This window comes from Limibacillus sp. (genome assembly GCA_037379885.1).
GTDB lineage: Bacteria > Pseudomonadota > Alphaproteobacteria > Kiloniellales > CECT-8803 > JARRJC01.
Map to the genome: position 1 here is coordinate 1 of JARRJC010000051.1, position 12,014 is coordinate 12,014.

At 66.0% G+C, this 12,014-nt stretch carries 16 protein-coding genes; 6 read left to right on the forward strand and 10 right to left on the reverse strand.

All coding sequences use genetic code 11. From position 1 onward, the window contains the following. Positions 1-203: 203 nt before the first annotated feature. Genes radC through sfsA form a run of 3 tightly spaced genes read right to left on the reverse strand, consistent with a single transcriptional unit; the run spans position 204 to position 2,518 of the window. Entirely contained in the window at positions 204-902 is a 699-nt protein-coding gene (radC, locus tag P8X75_12715; protein ID MEJ1996049.1) for a DNA repair protein RadC, read from the reverse strand. A gap of 32 nt (positions 903-934) precedes the next feature. After that, complete coding sequence (gene map / locus P8X75_12720; GenBank protein ID MEJ1996050.1) at positions 935-1,756, reverse strand: type I methionyl aminopeptidase; 822 nt, start codon at positions 1,754-1,756, stop codon at positions 935-937. A gap of 48 nt (positions 1,757-1,804) precedes the next feature. Further along, positions 1,805-2,518, reverse strand: coding sequence for a DNA/RNA nuclease SfsA (sfsA, locus tag P8X75_12725; protein MEJ1996051.1), 714 nt, complete (start codon positions 2,516-2,518; stop codon positions 1,805-1,807). Between the two features lie 123 nt (positions 2,519-2,641). On the opposite strand from sfsA, the gene P8X75_12730 reads away from it, so the two are divergent. Both P8X75_12730 and P8X75_12735 read left to right on the forward strand, forming a co-directional pair. Next, entirely contained in the window at positions 2,642-3,034 is a 393-nt protein-coding gene (locus P8X75_12730) for a hypothetical protein (GenBank protein ID MEJ1996052.1), read from the forward strand. Positions 3,035-3,055: 21 nt separating this feature from the next. Beyond that, complete coding sequence (locus P8X75_12735) at positions 3,056-3,823, forward strand: molybdopterin-binding protein (protein MEJ1996053.1); 768 nt, start codon at positions 3,056-3,058, stop codon at positions 3,821-3,823. 76 nt (positions 3,824-3,899) lie between these two features. Here the strand turns inward: P8X75_12735 and P8X75_12740 are convergent, their stop codons facing one another. Further along, a complete protein-coding gene (locus P8X75_12740; protein MEJ1996054.1) occupies positions 3,900-4,220 on the reverse strand; it encodes a DUF1476 domain-containing protein in 321 nt (106 codons plus the stop codon). A gap of 146 nt (positions 4,221-4,366) precedes the next feature. Between P8X75_12740 and P8X75_12745 the strand changes: the two genes are divergently transcribed. The 4 genes from P8X75_12745 (at position 4,367) to P8X75_12760 (ending at position 7,270) form a co-directional block, all read left to right on the forward strand. Next, positions 4,367-5,113: an NRDE family protein gene (locus P8X75_12745; GenBank protein ID MEJ1996055.1), complete on the forward strand. Its 747-nt coding sequence runs from the start codon at positions 4,367-4,369 to the stop codon at positions 5,111-5,113. A gap of 58 nt (positions 5,114-5,171) precedes the next feature. Continuing rightward, positions 5,172-5,957 carry a phosphoribosylaminoimidazolesuccinocarboxamide synthase gene (locus P8X75_12750; GenBank protein ID MEJ1996056.1) on the forward strand — a complete coding sequence of 262 codons (786 nt, stop codon included), beginning with the start codon at positions 5,172-5,174 and terminating at the stop codon, positions 5,955-5,957. Positions 5,958-6,127: 170 nt separating this feature from the next. After that, positions 6,128-6,742, forward strand: coding sequence for a 30S ribosomal protein S4 (rpsD, locus tag P8X75_12755; protein ID MEJ1996057.1), 615 nt, complete (start codon positions 6,128-6,130; stop codon positions 6,740-6,742). A gap of 93 nt (positions 6,743-6,835) precedes the next feature. Further along, positions 6,836-7,270, forward strand: a complete 435-nt coding sequence (locus P8X75_12760; GenBank protein ID MEJ1996058.1) for a cupin domain-containing protein — start codon at positions 6,836-6,838, stop codon at positions 7,268-7,270. 175 nt (positions 7,271-7,445) lie between these two features. On the opposite strand, the gene P8X75_12765 is transcribed toward P8X75_12760, so the two are convergent. The 6 genes from P8X75_12765 to purS all read right to left on the reverse strand — a co-directional run bounded on the left by P8X75_12765 (position 7,446) and on the right by purS (position 11,778). Then, a complete protein-coding gene (locus tag P8X75_12765) occupies positions 7,446-7,883 on the reverse strand; it encodes a VOC family protein (GenBank protein MEJ1996059.1) in 438 nt (145 codons plus the stop codon). Between the two features lie 91 nt (positions 7,884-7,974). Further along, a complete protein-coding gene (grxD, locus tag P8X75_12770) occupies positions 7,975-8,313 on the reverse strand; it encodes a Grx4 family monothiol glutaredoxin (protein MEJ1996060.1) in 339 nt (112 codons plus the stop codon). Positions 8,314-8,352: 39 nt separating this feature from the next. Further along, positions 8,353-8,589 (reverse strand): BolA family transcriptional regulator, encoded by a 237-nt coding sequence (locus P8X75_12775; protein MEJ1996061.1) that lies wholly within the window; start codon positions 8,587-8,589, stop codon positions 8,353-8,355. Between the two features lie 53 nt (positions 8,590-8,642). Further along, the gene (gene purL / locus P8X75_12780; protein MEJ1996062.1) at positions 8,643-10,844 is read right to left on the reverse strand and encodes a phosphoribosylformylglycinamidine synthase subunit PurL; all 2,202 of its coding nucleotides are present in this window, start codon (positions 10,842-10,844) and stop codon (positions 8,643-8,645) included. 2 nt (positions 10,845-10,846) lie between these two features. After that, complete coding sequence (gene purQ / locus P8X75_12785) at positions 10,847-11,536, reverse strand: phosphoribosylformylglycinamidine synthase subunit PurQ (GenBank protein ID MEJ1996063.1); 690 nt, start codon at positions 11,534-11,536, stop codon at positions 10,847-10,849. Beyond that, positions 11,536-11,778 carry a phosphoribosylformylglycinamidine synthase subunit PurS gene (gene purS, locus P8X75_12790; protein ID MEJ1996064.1) on the reverse strand — a complete coding sequence of 81 codons (243 nt, stop codon included), beginning with the start codon at positions 11,776-11,778 and terminating at the stop codon, positions 11,536-11,538. The genes purQ and purS overlap by 1 nt, the downstream gene beginning before the upstream one ends. Positions 11,779-12,014: the final 236 nt, after the last annotated feature.

Here is a 12,014-nt window from a genome sequence, read left to right on the forward strand (position 1 = left end):
CGCCCAGCTCGGCCTGCGCGTCGCAGGCGTGCGCCTCGATCTCAAACCAGATGCGGAACTTGTTCTCGGGCTCCCAGATGGCGACCATCTCGGGACGGGAATAACGCGGGATCATGGGCAGGCTCCCAGGGACTCAAAAGGACGGCGGATCAACCGCCGCCTAAGAAGCGCGGGAGGGGCTTGGGAGTCAAGGTGGGGGCAGCTTAAAACAGCCCGAGCGACTTCAGGGAATTGTGGCCCTTGCGGCCGATGATGATGTGGTCGTGGACTTCTATGCCGAGCTTGGCGGCGGCTTCGGCGATCTCGCGGGTGATGGCGATGTCGGCCTTGGAGGGGGTGGGATCGCCCGAGGGGTGGTTGTGCACCAGGATGATGGCCGAGGCGCCCAGCTCCAGGGCGCGCTTGACCACCTCGCGCGGGTAGACCGGCGTGTGGTCGACCGTGCCGCGCTGCTGCTCCTCGTCGGCGATCAGGCGGTTCTTGCGGTCCAGGAACAGGAGGTGGAAGCGCTCCACCTTCTCCTCGGCCAGCACGATGCGCAGGTAGTTCAGCACCTTGTCCCAGGAGGAGAGGATGGGGCCTTCGCGGCTTTCCTGGCGCGCCAGCCTCAGCGCTGCTTCCTGCACGATCTTGAGGGCGGCGACCGAGGCCTCGCCCATGCCCTTGACGCGGGCCAGTTCCTCGGGCTTTGCGGAAAGCACGCCGGCGAGGCTGCCGAACTCGCGCAGCAGCGCCTTGGCGAGCGGCTTTACGTCACCGCGCGCCTTCGCGCCGAACAGCAGCAATTCGATGACCTCGTAGTCGGCCAAGCCTCCACCGCCGCTTTCCAGGAAGCGTTCGCGCAGTCTTTGCCGGTGTCCGAAGTAGTGCGGTGCCTCTCTGAGGTCTTTTTTCTCCGCCACCGCTGGCCCCCTCTTGGTTTCTCCCCTTTGTCTCAGTCGTAGGGCGGTCTGCTCCACTGCTTAGGAGAATGCGTGAAGATCTCGCAGCCGTCCGCGGTCACGCCCAAGGAGTGCTCGAACTGCGCCGAGAGCTTCTTGTCGCGGGTCACCGCCGTCCAGCCGTCCTGCAGGATGATGGCGTCGGGCTTGCCGACGTTGATCATGGGCTCGATGGTGAAGAACATGCCCTCTTCCAGCTTCATGCCCTGTCCCTGGCGTCCGTAGTGCAGCACCGAGGGCGCGGTGTGGAAGACCCGCCCCAGGCCATGGCCGCAGAAGTCGCGCACCACGGAAAAGCGGTTGGATTCGGCATGCGCCTGGATCGCAGCCCCCACGTCGCCGAGGGTGGCGCCGGGGCGCACGACCTCGATCCCCTTCATCATGCAGTCATAGGTGACGTCGATCAGCTTCTGGGCCAGCAGCTTGGGCTTGCCCACGGTGAACATCCGCGAGGTGTCGCCGTACCAGCCGTCGAGGATCACGGTCACGTCGATGTTCAGGATGTCGCCGTCGCGCAGCGTCTTCTCGTCGGTCGGGATGCCGTGGCAGATCACGTGGTTGATCGAGGTGCAGATCGACTTCGGGAAACCCTTGTAGTTGAGCGGCGCGGGAATGGCGCCGTGCTCCAGGATGAAATCGTGGCAGAGCTTGTCCAGCGCCTCGGTCGTCACGCCCACCTGAACGTGCGGGGTGATGAAGTCCAGCGTCTCTGCGGCCAGGCGGCCTGCGCGGCGCATGCCCTCGAAGCCCTCGTCGCCGTAGAGGGGAATGCGCCCCTCGGGCGTGCGCAGTTCCTGAATCGCGTATTGGTTCATGCCTCGGTATTTCTCTCACTCTCGTCGGGGGATGCCCCGGATTGCTTACTAAATAAGGGTCTCTAACGGCTTGTCCAAAAAGATTTCGCTGCGGCTGAGCTTACAGGAATAGGCCAGCATCTCCACGCCCCGCGCCTTGGCCCGCGTCAGACCCTCGGCATAGGCCGGGTCGATGTCGCCGGCCGGGGCGAAGCGCGCACAGTCCTCTCGCTGCACCACATAGAGCATGACGGCGCGCGCGCCCTGCTCCACCATGTTCCCCAGCTCCTCCAGATGCTTCAGCCCCCGCGCGGTCACGGCGTCGGGGAACTCGGCCAGCCCCGGCTCGCGCATCAGGTGGCAGTTCTTGATTTCCAGGTAACAGGGCGCGCGCCCCGGCGACTCCAAAAGGAAATCGACGCGGCTGTTCGCGCCGTAGCGCACCTCGCGCCTGTGACTCTCATAGCCGCGCAGGTCTTCGATGCGGTCCTTTTCCAGCGCCTCGGCGGCGATGCCGTTGGGCAGGTTGGTGTTGATCCCCACCAGGCCGCCCGGCAGGTCCGAAAGCTCCCAGGTCAGGGCATACTTGCGCTTGGGGTTGTCCGAACGCGAAAGCCAGATGCGGCTGTCCGGCGCATCCAGCCCGATCATGCGGCCGGGATTGGGGCAAAGCACCGTGGTCTCGCGCGCGGCCCCCTGACCTTCCTCCAGAAGGACGTCGGCCAGAAAGCGCTTGTAGCGCCGTATCAGGCGCGCGGGGATCAGGGGAGCGGGGAGTTGCATGGGCCCAGAAGATGCACCGCGCGCCCCGCTCTTGCAACGTTCCGTAAAGGGCTTCAAATTAAGCTTGCAATCTATTGCAGCGCAAAACGCCCGCGCGCAAGCGCAAGACAACCGGAGTACCGCATGGTCCAGGTCCCCTTTTTCCGCCCGCTCGCCGTCCTGCTGCTGGTTCTCGCGGCCGGCTGCGCACAGACGGAAAAGCACGAGCGGGGCACGCCGCCGCTGACCGACGGCGAGACCTCCGCCCCGCCGGCGGCCACCGAGGGCGAGCCGATCCCCGCGGATCAGGTGGACCCGGAGCGCGCCGCCGCCTACGAGCAGTGCTACAGCTACGCCCAGTCCCAGGTGCGCGCCGACCAGCAGATCGATCAGGACATCAGCGGGCGCTATGGCCGCACCGGCATCGGCGGCGACTATGGCAACTTCCGCCAGCAGTTGAAGCCCTACGAGTACGAACGCCGCCGCGACAGCCTCTTCCGCCAGTGCATGCAGCGCCGCGGCTTCGCCGTCGAGTAGGCCGGGCGGCCCGCGGCGACCATGCCCCAGTCCAAGGACATCACCGCCGGCATCCTGGTGATCGGCAACGAGATCCTCTCAGGGCGCACGAAGGACGTGAACCTGCCCTTCCTGGGAGAGCGCCTTCACGCCATGGGCATCGTCGTTCTGGAGGCCCGCGTCATCCCGGACGTGGAAGACGCCATCGTGAAGGCGGTGCGGGACTTCTCAAGCCGCTTCACCTACGTCTTCACGACCGGCGGGATCGGCCCGACCCATGACGACATCACCGCCGGCTGCGTGGCCAAGGCCTTCGAGGTGCCGCTGATCGAGAACCCAGAGGCCCGCGCGATCCTGGAGGCGCATTACGAACCCGGCATGCTGAACGAGGCGCGGCTGCGCATGGCGCGCACGCCGGAAGGCGCAACGCTGATCGGCAACCCGGTCAGCGCCGCGCCCGGCTTCCGGATCGCGAACGTCCATGTCATGGCGGGCGTGCCGAAGATCATGCAGGCCATGTTCGACGGCATCGCGGGCGGCCTGACCGGCGGGGCGCCGGTGCTCTCGCGCACCGTGGTCTCCAACCTGCCGGAGGGCGCGATCGCCCAAGGGCTGGGTGAAATCCAAAGCCGCCACCCCGACCTCCAGATCGGCAGCTATCCCTCCTTTAAGGCCGGAAACTTCGGGACAGCCCTGGTGCTGCGCGGCCGCGACGCCGAAGAACTCGACGCCGCCGCGGAGGAGACCATGGAGCTCGTGCGCGGCCTCGGCGGCGATCCGAGGCTGGAGACCACGGACCCAGCCGCCTGAGCAACAGAGCTAAAGGAAAAAGCGCCGGATCACTCCGGCGCTTTCCTGTCTTCCCAGCAAAGAGGCGAGGCCAAGCCTACTCCGTCATCACCTGCTGTTTGGCGATGGAGAGCAGCTCGTCCATCTTGTTGCGCAGGCGGTGTTCGCTGAAGTCCACGCCGGCATCGGTCAGGTCGCCCAGGACCTTGCGCAGCACGTCGTCGTCGCCGGGCTCGTCGAAGTCGGAAGAGATGACCTCCTTGGCGTAGGCGTCGGCATCCTCGCCCTTCTTGTCCAGCAGCTCGGCGGCCCAGAGGCCCAGGAGCTTGTTGCGGCGCACCTCGACCTTGAACTGCAGTTCCTGATCGTGCTTGTACTTGTCCTCGAACGCCTTTTCGCGGTCGCTGAAGCTGTTCATGGGCTTTACAGGCTCCCTCTTTGTCCCAATGGTGTCGCTTTGCTGTAGCTTATAGCCTCTCTGAGCCGCTCCCTCTACCCCCAGCAGCCTCTCACGGAAGGCATTTTTATACCGCTTCCCATCCGATAGGAAACCCGCCCGCCGTCATGTGCACCCTGGTCCTCCTCCGCCGCCCCGGCCACGACTGGCCGCTGCTCCTCGCCGCCAACCGCGACGAGATGAAGGACCGGCCCTGGGACCCGCCCGCCCGGCACTGGTCCGACAGGCCGGAGGTGCTGGCCGGGCGCGATCGGCTTTCGGGCGGAAGCTGGCTGGGGATCAACAAGGACGGCGTCGTCGCCGCCGTCTTGAACCGCTACGGCACGCTGGGGCCGCAGGCGGGCAAGCGCAGCCGGGGCGAACTGGTGCTGGAAGCTCTGGACCACGCCGAGGCGCGCACGGCGGCCGAGGCGCTGGCCGACATCAACCCGGAGGCCTACCGGGGCTTCAACCTGGTGGTGGCCGATGCGCGCGAGGCCTGGTGGCTGACGCTGCGGGGCGAGGGCGCCCTGGTCGAGCGGCAGGCGTTTCCTGACGGTCTTTCCATCCTGACCGCGCGCGACCTGAACGATACCCAGAGCCCGCGCATCGCGCGCTACCGCCCGCTGTTCGAGGCCGCCCGGGCGCCCGATCCCGACGCCGGCGACTGGGCCGACTGGCAGGCGCTGCTGTCAAGCCGGGCGCACGACGAGGACGCCGGGCCCGGCGGCGCCATGACGGTGGAGCTGGACAATGGATTCCAGACCGTCTCCTCCTCCCTGATCGCCCTGCCGGAGGACCCAGAGGTCAAACCCCGCTGGCTCTTCTGCCCGGGCATGCCGGAAGCCGCGGGCTTTGAGGCCCTTGCGCTATAGCAATCGCGGCACTATCAGTGCGAAGATCAAGCCTAACGCCCATCCGCCCAGGGGAAGGATGAACGAGCCCATGCGACGCAAGCGCCTCTACGAAGGCAAGGCCAAGGTCCTCTACGAGGGTCCGGAACCCGGCACCATCGTCCAGTACTTCAAGGACGACGCCACGGCCTTCAACGCCCAGAAGCGCGGCACCATCACCGGCAAGGGGGTGCTGAACAACCGCATCTCCGAGCTGATCATGACCCACCTGAGCGAGATGGGCATACCCACGCACTTCATCCGCCGGCTCAACATGCGCGAGCAGCTGGTCCGTCAGGTGGAGATCGTCCCGCTGGAGATCGTGGTGCGCAACATTGCCGCCGGGTCCTTCGCCCAGCGTTTCAAGATGGAGGAAGGCACGCCCCTGCCCCGCACCATCATCGAGTACTGCTACAAGTCAGACGAGCTGGGCGACCCGCTGGTGGCCGAGGAGCACGTGCTGGCCTTCGGCTGGGCGACCCCGCAGGAGCTGGACGAGATCGTCGCCATGACCGTGCGCGTCAACGACTACCTCTCCGGCCTGTTCCACGGCATCGGGCTGAAGCTGGTGGACTTCAAGCTGGAGTTCGGCCGCCTCTGGGTCGGCGAGGAGGGCGCGGAGGAGATGCGCATCGTCCTGGCCGACGAGATCAGCCCCGATTCCTGCCGCCTCTGGGACATCAAGACCGGCGAGAAGATGGACAAGGACCGCTTCCGCCGCGACCTGGGCGGCATCGAGGAGGCCTATCAGGAAGTCGCCCGCCGCCTCGGCGTCCTGCCCGAGACCGGCCCCGGCGACGCCCCCGCCCCCTCGACGGTGCAGTAAGCGGGCAATCCGAGGTTTGACAAAGGGCGCGGAATCCCTATAGTCCCGCGCGCACAAAGCATTTCCGGGAATGTGGGCCGGCCTCGTGAAGCCGTTCCCCGCCGCCGAGAAAGACCTCGGACGGACTACCGGGACAACAACACTCTCGAATGAAGAGGAGATACGCTGCCATGGGTAAGCGTCTGAATTCCAAGTACAAAATTGACCGCCGTCTCGGCGTCAACCTTTGGGGCCGCCCCAAGAGCCCGATCAACAAGCGCGAATACGGTCCCGGCGAGCACGGCCAGCGCCGCCGCAAGCCGACCGACTTCGGCACCCAGCTGATGGCCAAGCAGAAGCTGAAGGGCTACTACGGCAACATCGGCGAGAAGCAGTTCCGCAAGTACTTCGACGCCGCCGATCGCCGCAAGGGCAACACCGCCGAGAACCTGATCGAAATCCTGGAGCGCCGCCTGGACGCCGTGGTCTACCGCGCGAAGTTCGTGCCGACCGTGTTCGCCGCGCGCCAGTTCGTCAACCACGGCCACGTCCTGGTGAACGGCAAGAAGGTCAACATCCCCTCCTACATGGTCAAGGACGACGATGTGATCGAGGTGAAGCAGAAGTCGCGCCAGATGGCGCTGGTCCTGGAGGCCAGCGGCTCTCCGGAGCGCGAGGTTCCCGATTACATCGAGGTGGACCACAACCAGATGAAGGCGCGCTTCGTGCGCGGCCCGCAGCTGGCCGACGTGCCCTACCCGGTCCACATGGAACCCAACCTGGTCATCGAGTTCTATTCGAGCTGACCTGCGGTTACAGACACCCACCGGAACAAACAGGAAGCCGGCCCTCGCGAGGGCCGGTTTTCTTTTGCGCGCAAGCTGGGCAAACTTGCCGCCATGACCGACCCGACGAGCCTGATCGAGCGCCTTTCGCTCCAGCCGCACCCGGAAGGCGGCTGGTATGCTGAGACCCACCGCGACGCCCCCGCGGACGGCGGGCGCGGCAGCCTGACCCAGATCTACTATCTGCTGGAAGCCGGCCAGCAGTCCCGCTGGCACAGGGTGACCGATGCGACGGAGGTCTGGCACCACTACGCCGGCGGGCCGCTGGAGTTGCTGCTTTCCCCGGACGGCGCAGGGGTCGAGCGTGTCCTTCTGGGCAGCGACATCGCGGCGGGCGAGTCCCCGCACTGCGTGATCGCACCCAAGGTCTGGCAATCCGCCCGCCCCCTCGGCGGCTGGAGCCTCTGCGGCTGCACCGTCGCCCCGGCTTTCGAGTTCTCAGGCTTCGAGATGGCCCCGGACGGCTGGGAACCGGGCCCGGGCGGCTAGCGCGTCCGGTTCACCGCAAAGCGCCGCCCATCCTTCGAGACGGCCCCTTCGGGACCTCCTCAGGATGAGGTTTGGCGCGGGCTCCTCCTCATCCTGAGGAGCGCCTTAGGGCGCGTCTCGAAGGATGGGCGGCGCCTTGCTTCCTCCAGGTGAGATTTGGCGCGGGGGCTCCTCCTCATCCTGAGGAGCGGACGAAGGTCCGCGTCTCGAAGGATGGGCGGCGCCTTGCCTCCTCTCGGGCCTCGCCTGTCTCGGTAAAGGTAAGCTCGACGTTGTTGCCGTCGGGGTCGCGCAGAAAGATCTGGGTCCAGCCGTAGCCCGGCACCAAGACCTCGCGGAAGGCCTGCCCGGCGCCGTCCAGGCGCGCCTTGGTCTCCTCCAGCCCCTCGGCCATGAAGGCGAAGTGCTCGACGCGCGGGGTCGGGGCATCCGGCGTGCTGTCCACCTCAATGAGGTGGACCACGGCCTGGTCGCCCAGATAGAGCCAGACCCCGCCCACGCCAAAGGGAGGCCTCGCCCCTTTATCCAGACCCAGCAGGCCGCCGTAGAAAGCGGTAAGGCCGGCCAGGTCGCCGGTGCGGATGTTCACGTGATCCAGGCGCTTCAGTTTCATGGCCGCGTCCTTTCCAAGAACGGAAAAAAGGCCGGCGCTCTCTTTTAGAGCGGCCGGCCCTTCGGTCCCTTGCCGTGATGATCGCCCCCCGTCAGGCGGCCGGCTGGTTCTGCACGCCCTTCTTGTCGAGCAGTTCCTGCAACTCGCCGGACTGGAACATCTCGCGGATGATGTCGCAGCCGCCGACGAACTCGCCCTTCACGTAAAGCTGCGGGATGGTCGGCCAGCTGGAAAAGTCCTTGATGCCCTGGCGCAGGCCGGGGTCGTCCAGCACGTTGATGCCCTTGAAGCGCACGCCCAGGTGGCTCAAGACCTGCACCACGGCGGCGGAGAAGCCGCACTGCGGGAAGACCGGGGTGCCCTTCATGAAGAGCACGACCTCGTTGCCGTCGATATCCTGCTGGATCCGCTCGAAAACCGGATTGCTCATGGTTTGCCTAACTCCTTTTCCTCGTAGGCTCGTTCTGGCTCAGGCCTCGGGCGCAGAGGTCTGCAGCGCCAAGGCGTGTAATTCGTTGCCCATGCGTCCCTGGAGCGCCTGATAGACCATCTGGTGCTGCTGCACCCGGGACTTGCCCCGGAAGGCCTCGGACACGACGTAGGCGGCGTAGTGATCGCCGTCACCACGCAGGTCCTCGATGGTTACGCTGGCGTCGGGAATGCCATCCTTGATCAGCGTTTCGATCTCAGAGGGGTTCATGGGCATGGGTCGATACTGGTCCTTCCTGTCTGGCCTTACCGGCTGGCTCGTTTCCGGGCCTAAAGCTCACCCTGCATGTAAGCGGGCAACCAGCCCTCGTGCCGCTTCTTTACCTCGTCCAGCGATATGGTGAAGCGTCCGGTGACTGTCAACGAAGCACCGCCGGTACGCCCCACCCGGGTGAGCGGCGCACCAAACTGCTTCGCCAAAGCCTCCAGCGCTTCGCCGTCGCGTGTGGAGACAAGATAACGCGCCTGATCCTCGCCAAACAACCATGCGTGCAGTGGGGTCTCCCCCGCCGCCGCCGGGTCCAGTTCCGCGCCGGTCCCGCCCGCCAGCGCCATCTCGGCGAAAGCCACCAGAAGGCCGCCGTCGGAGAGGTCGTGGCAGCTCTTCACGAGCCCCTGGGCGATGGCCTCGCGCACCAGACCGCCGGCCTTGGCCTCGGCCTCCAGGTCGACCGGCGGGGGCGCGCCCTCCTCCCGGCCGTACAGCTCGCGCAGGTACAGCGACTGGCCGAGGTGGCCTTCGGTCTTGCCGATCAGATAGACGCTTTCGCCCTCATCCAGGAACGCAGCCACGCCGTGGCGCGAGATGTCGTCGAGCAGCCCGACCATGCCGATCACCGGCGTGGGAAGAATCCCCTGCCCGTTGGTCTCGTTGTAGAGCGAGACGTTGCCGGAGACGATCGGGGTGTCGAGGGCGGCGCAAGCCTCCCCCATGCCCTTCACGCAGCCGACGAGCTGGCCCATGATCCGCTTGCGCTGCGGGTTCCCGAAGTTGAGGTTGTTGGTGGCCGCCAGCGGCTTGGCGCCGGTCGCCGAGATGTTGCGATAGGCCTCCGCCACGGCCTGGGCGCCCCCGGTCTGCGGGTCGGCGAGGCAGTAGCGCGGCGCGCAGTCGGTGGTGACGGCCAGGCCCTTTTCCGTGCCGTGGACCCGCACCAGCGCCCCGTCGCCGCCGGGCCGGATCACCGTGTCGCCCATGACCATGTGGTCGTATTGCTCCCAGACCCAGCGCCGCGAGGCGAGATCAGGCGAGCCCAGCAGGGTCAGGAGAGCCTCGCCATAGTTCTCGGGCTCGGGCACCTGGCCGGCGTCCAGAACGGCGGGCGCGGGAGTCGGTTCCCAGGGGCGGTCGTATTCGGGGCTGGCCTCGGCCAAGGGGTCGATCGGCAGCTCGCCGACCACCTCGCCCTCGAAGGTCAGGACCATGCGGCCCGTGTCGGTCAGCTTACCGATCACCGCGAAGTCCAGGTCCCACTTCTCGAAGATGGCGCGCGCTTCCTCCTCGCGGCCGGGCTTCAGGACCATCAGCATGCGCTCCTGACTTTCGGAGAGCATCATCTCGTAGGGCACCATGCCCTCCTCCCGGCAAGGCACCGCCGAAAGGTTGAGCTCCACGCCGGTCCCGCCCTTGGAGGCCATCTCGAAGGAGGAGGAGGTGAGCCCCGCCGCGCCCATGTCCTGGATCGCCACGATCATGTCGGTGGCCATCAGCTCCAGGCAGGCTTCGATCAGCAGCTTCTCCGTGAAGGGGTCGCCGACCTGGACCGTGGGGCGCTTCTCGTCGGAGTCCTCGTCGAACTCGGCGGAGGCCATGGTCGCGCCGTGAATGCCGTCGCGCCCGGTCTTGGAGCCGACGTAGACCACCGGATTCCCAATGCCGGTCGCCTTGGAATAGAAGATCTTGTCGCTGTCGGCGAGACCCACGGTCATGGCGTTGACCAGGATGTTGCCGTTATAGGCCGGATGGAAGTTCACCTCTCCGCCCACGGTTGGCACGCCCACGCAGTTGCCATAGCCGCCGATGCCCGCCACCACGCCGGCCAGCAGGTGGCGCGTCTTGGGGTGGCTGGGGTCGCCGAAGCGCAGCGCGTTGAGGTTGGCGATGGGCCGCGCGCCCATGGTGAAGACGTCGCGCAGGATGCCGCCTACCCCGGTGGCCGCGCCCTGATAGGGCTCGATGAAGCTCGGGTGGTTGTGGCTCTCGATCTTGAAGATCACCGCCTGCCCGTCGCCGATGTCGACCACGCCCGCGTTCTCGCCGGGGCCCTGGATGACCTGCGGGCCGCTCGTCGGCAGCGTCTTCAGCCAGCGCTTGGAGGACTTGTAGGAGCAGTGCTCGGACCACATGACCGAGAAGATGCCAAGCTCCAGCAGGTTCGGCTCGCGGCCCATGATCTCCAGGACGCGCTCGTACTCCTCGGGCGAGAGGCCGTGATCGGCCACGATCTCCGGCGTGATGGGCGCATCGGTCATGGTCATGCCAGAGCCCCCGCCAGGCTGTCGAACAGCGGCTGGCCGTCGGCGCCGCCGAGCGCGAGGTCGGAAAGCCGCTCGGGGTGGGGCATGAGGCCCAGGACCGTCTTTTCCTCGTTGAAGACGCCCGCGATGTTGGCGAGCGAGCCGTTGGGGTTCGCCTCCGGCTCTTCCGCGCCGCCCGCCGAGACATAGCGGAAGGCGATCTGATCGCGGTCCTGCAAGCCCTTCAGCCCCGCTTCATCGATGAAGTAATTGCCGTCGTGGTGGGCGACCGGGATGCGGATCACCTCTCCGCCCTCGTAACGGCTGGTGAAGACCGTCTGGCTGTTCTCCACGCGCAGGTGCACATCGCGGCAGACGAACTTCAGGTTGGCGTTGCGCATCAGCACGCCCGGCAGCAGCCCCGACTCGCAGAGCACCTGGAAGCCGTTGCAGATCCCGACCGTGGGCACGCCCGCCTTGGCGCGCTTGACCACCTCCTTCATGACCGGAGACTGCGCGGCCATGGCGCCGCAGCGCAGGTAGTCGCCGAAGGAAAAGCCGCCAGGCAGCACCAGCAGGTCGGCTTTGTCGAAGTCCGCCTGCTTGTGCCAGACGTAAAAGGGCTCGATCCCCGGGGTCTTGGCGAGCGTCACGAAGACATCGCGATCGCAGTTGGATCCGGGGAAGACGATGACAGCCGCCTTCATCACCCCTCCAGCTCGATCCTGTAGTTCTCGATCACGGTGTTGGCGAGCAGTTTCTCGCACATGGCCTTGAGCGCTTCCTCGGCCTTGGCCGGGTCGCTTTCGCTCAGGTCCAACTCGATCAGCTTGCCCTGGCGGACCTCCTCCACCCCGGAGAAACCGAGGGAGCCGAGGGCATGCTCAATCGCCTTGCCCTGCGGGTCCAGAACCCCGGGCTTCAAAGTCACGAAGACGCGCGCTTTCATGGGAAGACGGCCACCTGAAAAGACTAAGGGTACGGCTTGCGGCGGAACCTACCCCCAAGGACCGAGTCTGGCAAGAGGAAGAACAAACGACAATCTCAGAATATCTTTGCTTCTAAAGTAAAATAAAAATATAATATTACTCTCACTACTGCGTAATTAACAGGCGCATACGATGGTATCAAAGAAATAATCTAAGAAGAGCTCAGATGATCTTGCATCTCTTCAGCTCGCATGGG

Bases quoted from the DNA above. Each gene is read 5' to 3' on its own strand.
- P8X75_12775 (MEJ1996061.1), bottom strand. From the start codon at position 8,589: ATGCCCATGAACCCCTCTGAGATCGAAACGCTGATCAAGGATGGCATT.
- map (MEJ1996050.1), bottom strand. From the start codon at position 1,756: ATGAACCAATACGCGATTCAGGAACTGCGCACGCCCGAGGGGCGCATT.
- P8X75_12735 (MEJ1996053.1), top strand. From the start codon at position 3,056: ATGCCCCAGTCCAAGGACATCACCGCCGGCATCCTGGTGATCGGCAAC.
- P8X75_12730 (MEJ1996052.1), top strand. From the start codon at position 2,642: ATGGTCCAGGTCCCCTTTTTCCGCCCGCTCGCCGTCCTGCTGCTGGTT.
- P8X75_12740 (MEJ1996054.1), bottom strand. From the start codon at position 4,220: ATGAACAGCTTCAGCGACCGCGAAAAGGCGTTCGAGGACAAGTACAAG.
- purL (MEJ1996062.1), bottom strand. From the start codon at position 10,844: ATGACCGATGCGCCCATCACGCCGGAGATCGTGGCCGATCACGGCCTC.
- P8X75_12765 (MEJ1996059.1), bottom strand. From the start codon at position 7,883: ATGAAACTGAAGCGCCTGGATCACGTGAACATCCGCACCGGCGACCTG.
- P8X75_12750 (MEJ1996056.1), top strand. From the start codon at position 5,172: ATGAACGAGCCCATGCGACGCAAGCGCCTCTACGAAGGCAAGGCCAAG.
- sfsA (MEJ1996051.1), bottom strand. From the start codon at position 2,518: ATGCAACTCCCCGCTCCCCTGATCCCCGCGCGCCTGATACGGCGCTAC.
- purS (MEJ1996064.1), bottom strand. From the start codon at position 11,778: ATGAAAGCGCGCGTCTTCGTGACTTTGAAGCCCGGGGTTCTGGACCCG.
- purQ (MEJ1996063.1), bottom strand. From the start codon at position 11,536: ATGAAGGCGGCTGTCATCGTCTTCCCCGGATCCAACTGCGATCGCGAT.
- P8X75_12760 (MEJ1996058.1), top strand. From the start codon at position 6,836: ATGACCGACCCGACGAGCCTGATCGAGCGCCTTTCGCTCCAGCCGCAC.
- grxD (MEJ1996060.1), bottom strand. From the start codon at position 8,313: ATGAGCAATCCGGTTTTCGAGCGGATCCAGCAGGATATCGACGGCAAC.
- rpsD (MEJ1996057.1), top strand. From the start codon at position 6,128: ATGGGTAAGCGTCTGAATTCCAAGTACAAAATTGACCGCCGTCTCGGC.
- P8X75_12745 (MEJ1996055.1), top strand. From the start codon at position 4,367: ATGTGCACCCTGGTCCTCCTCCGCCGCCCCGGCCACGACTGGCCGCTG.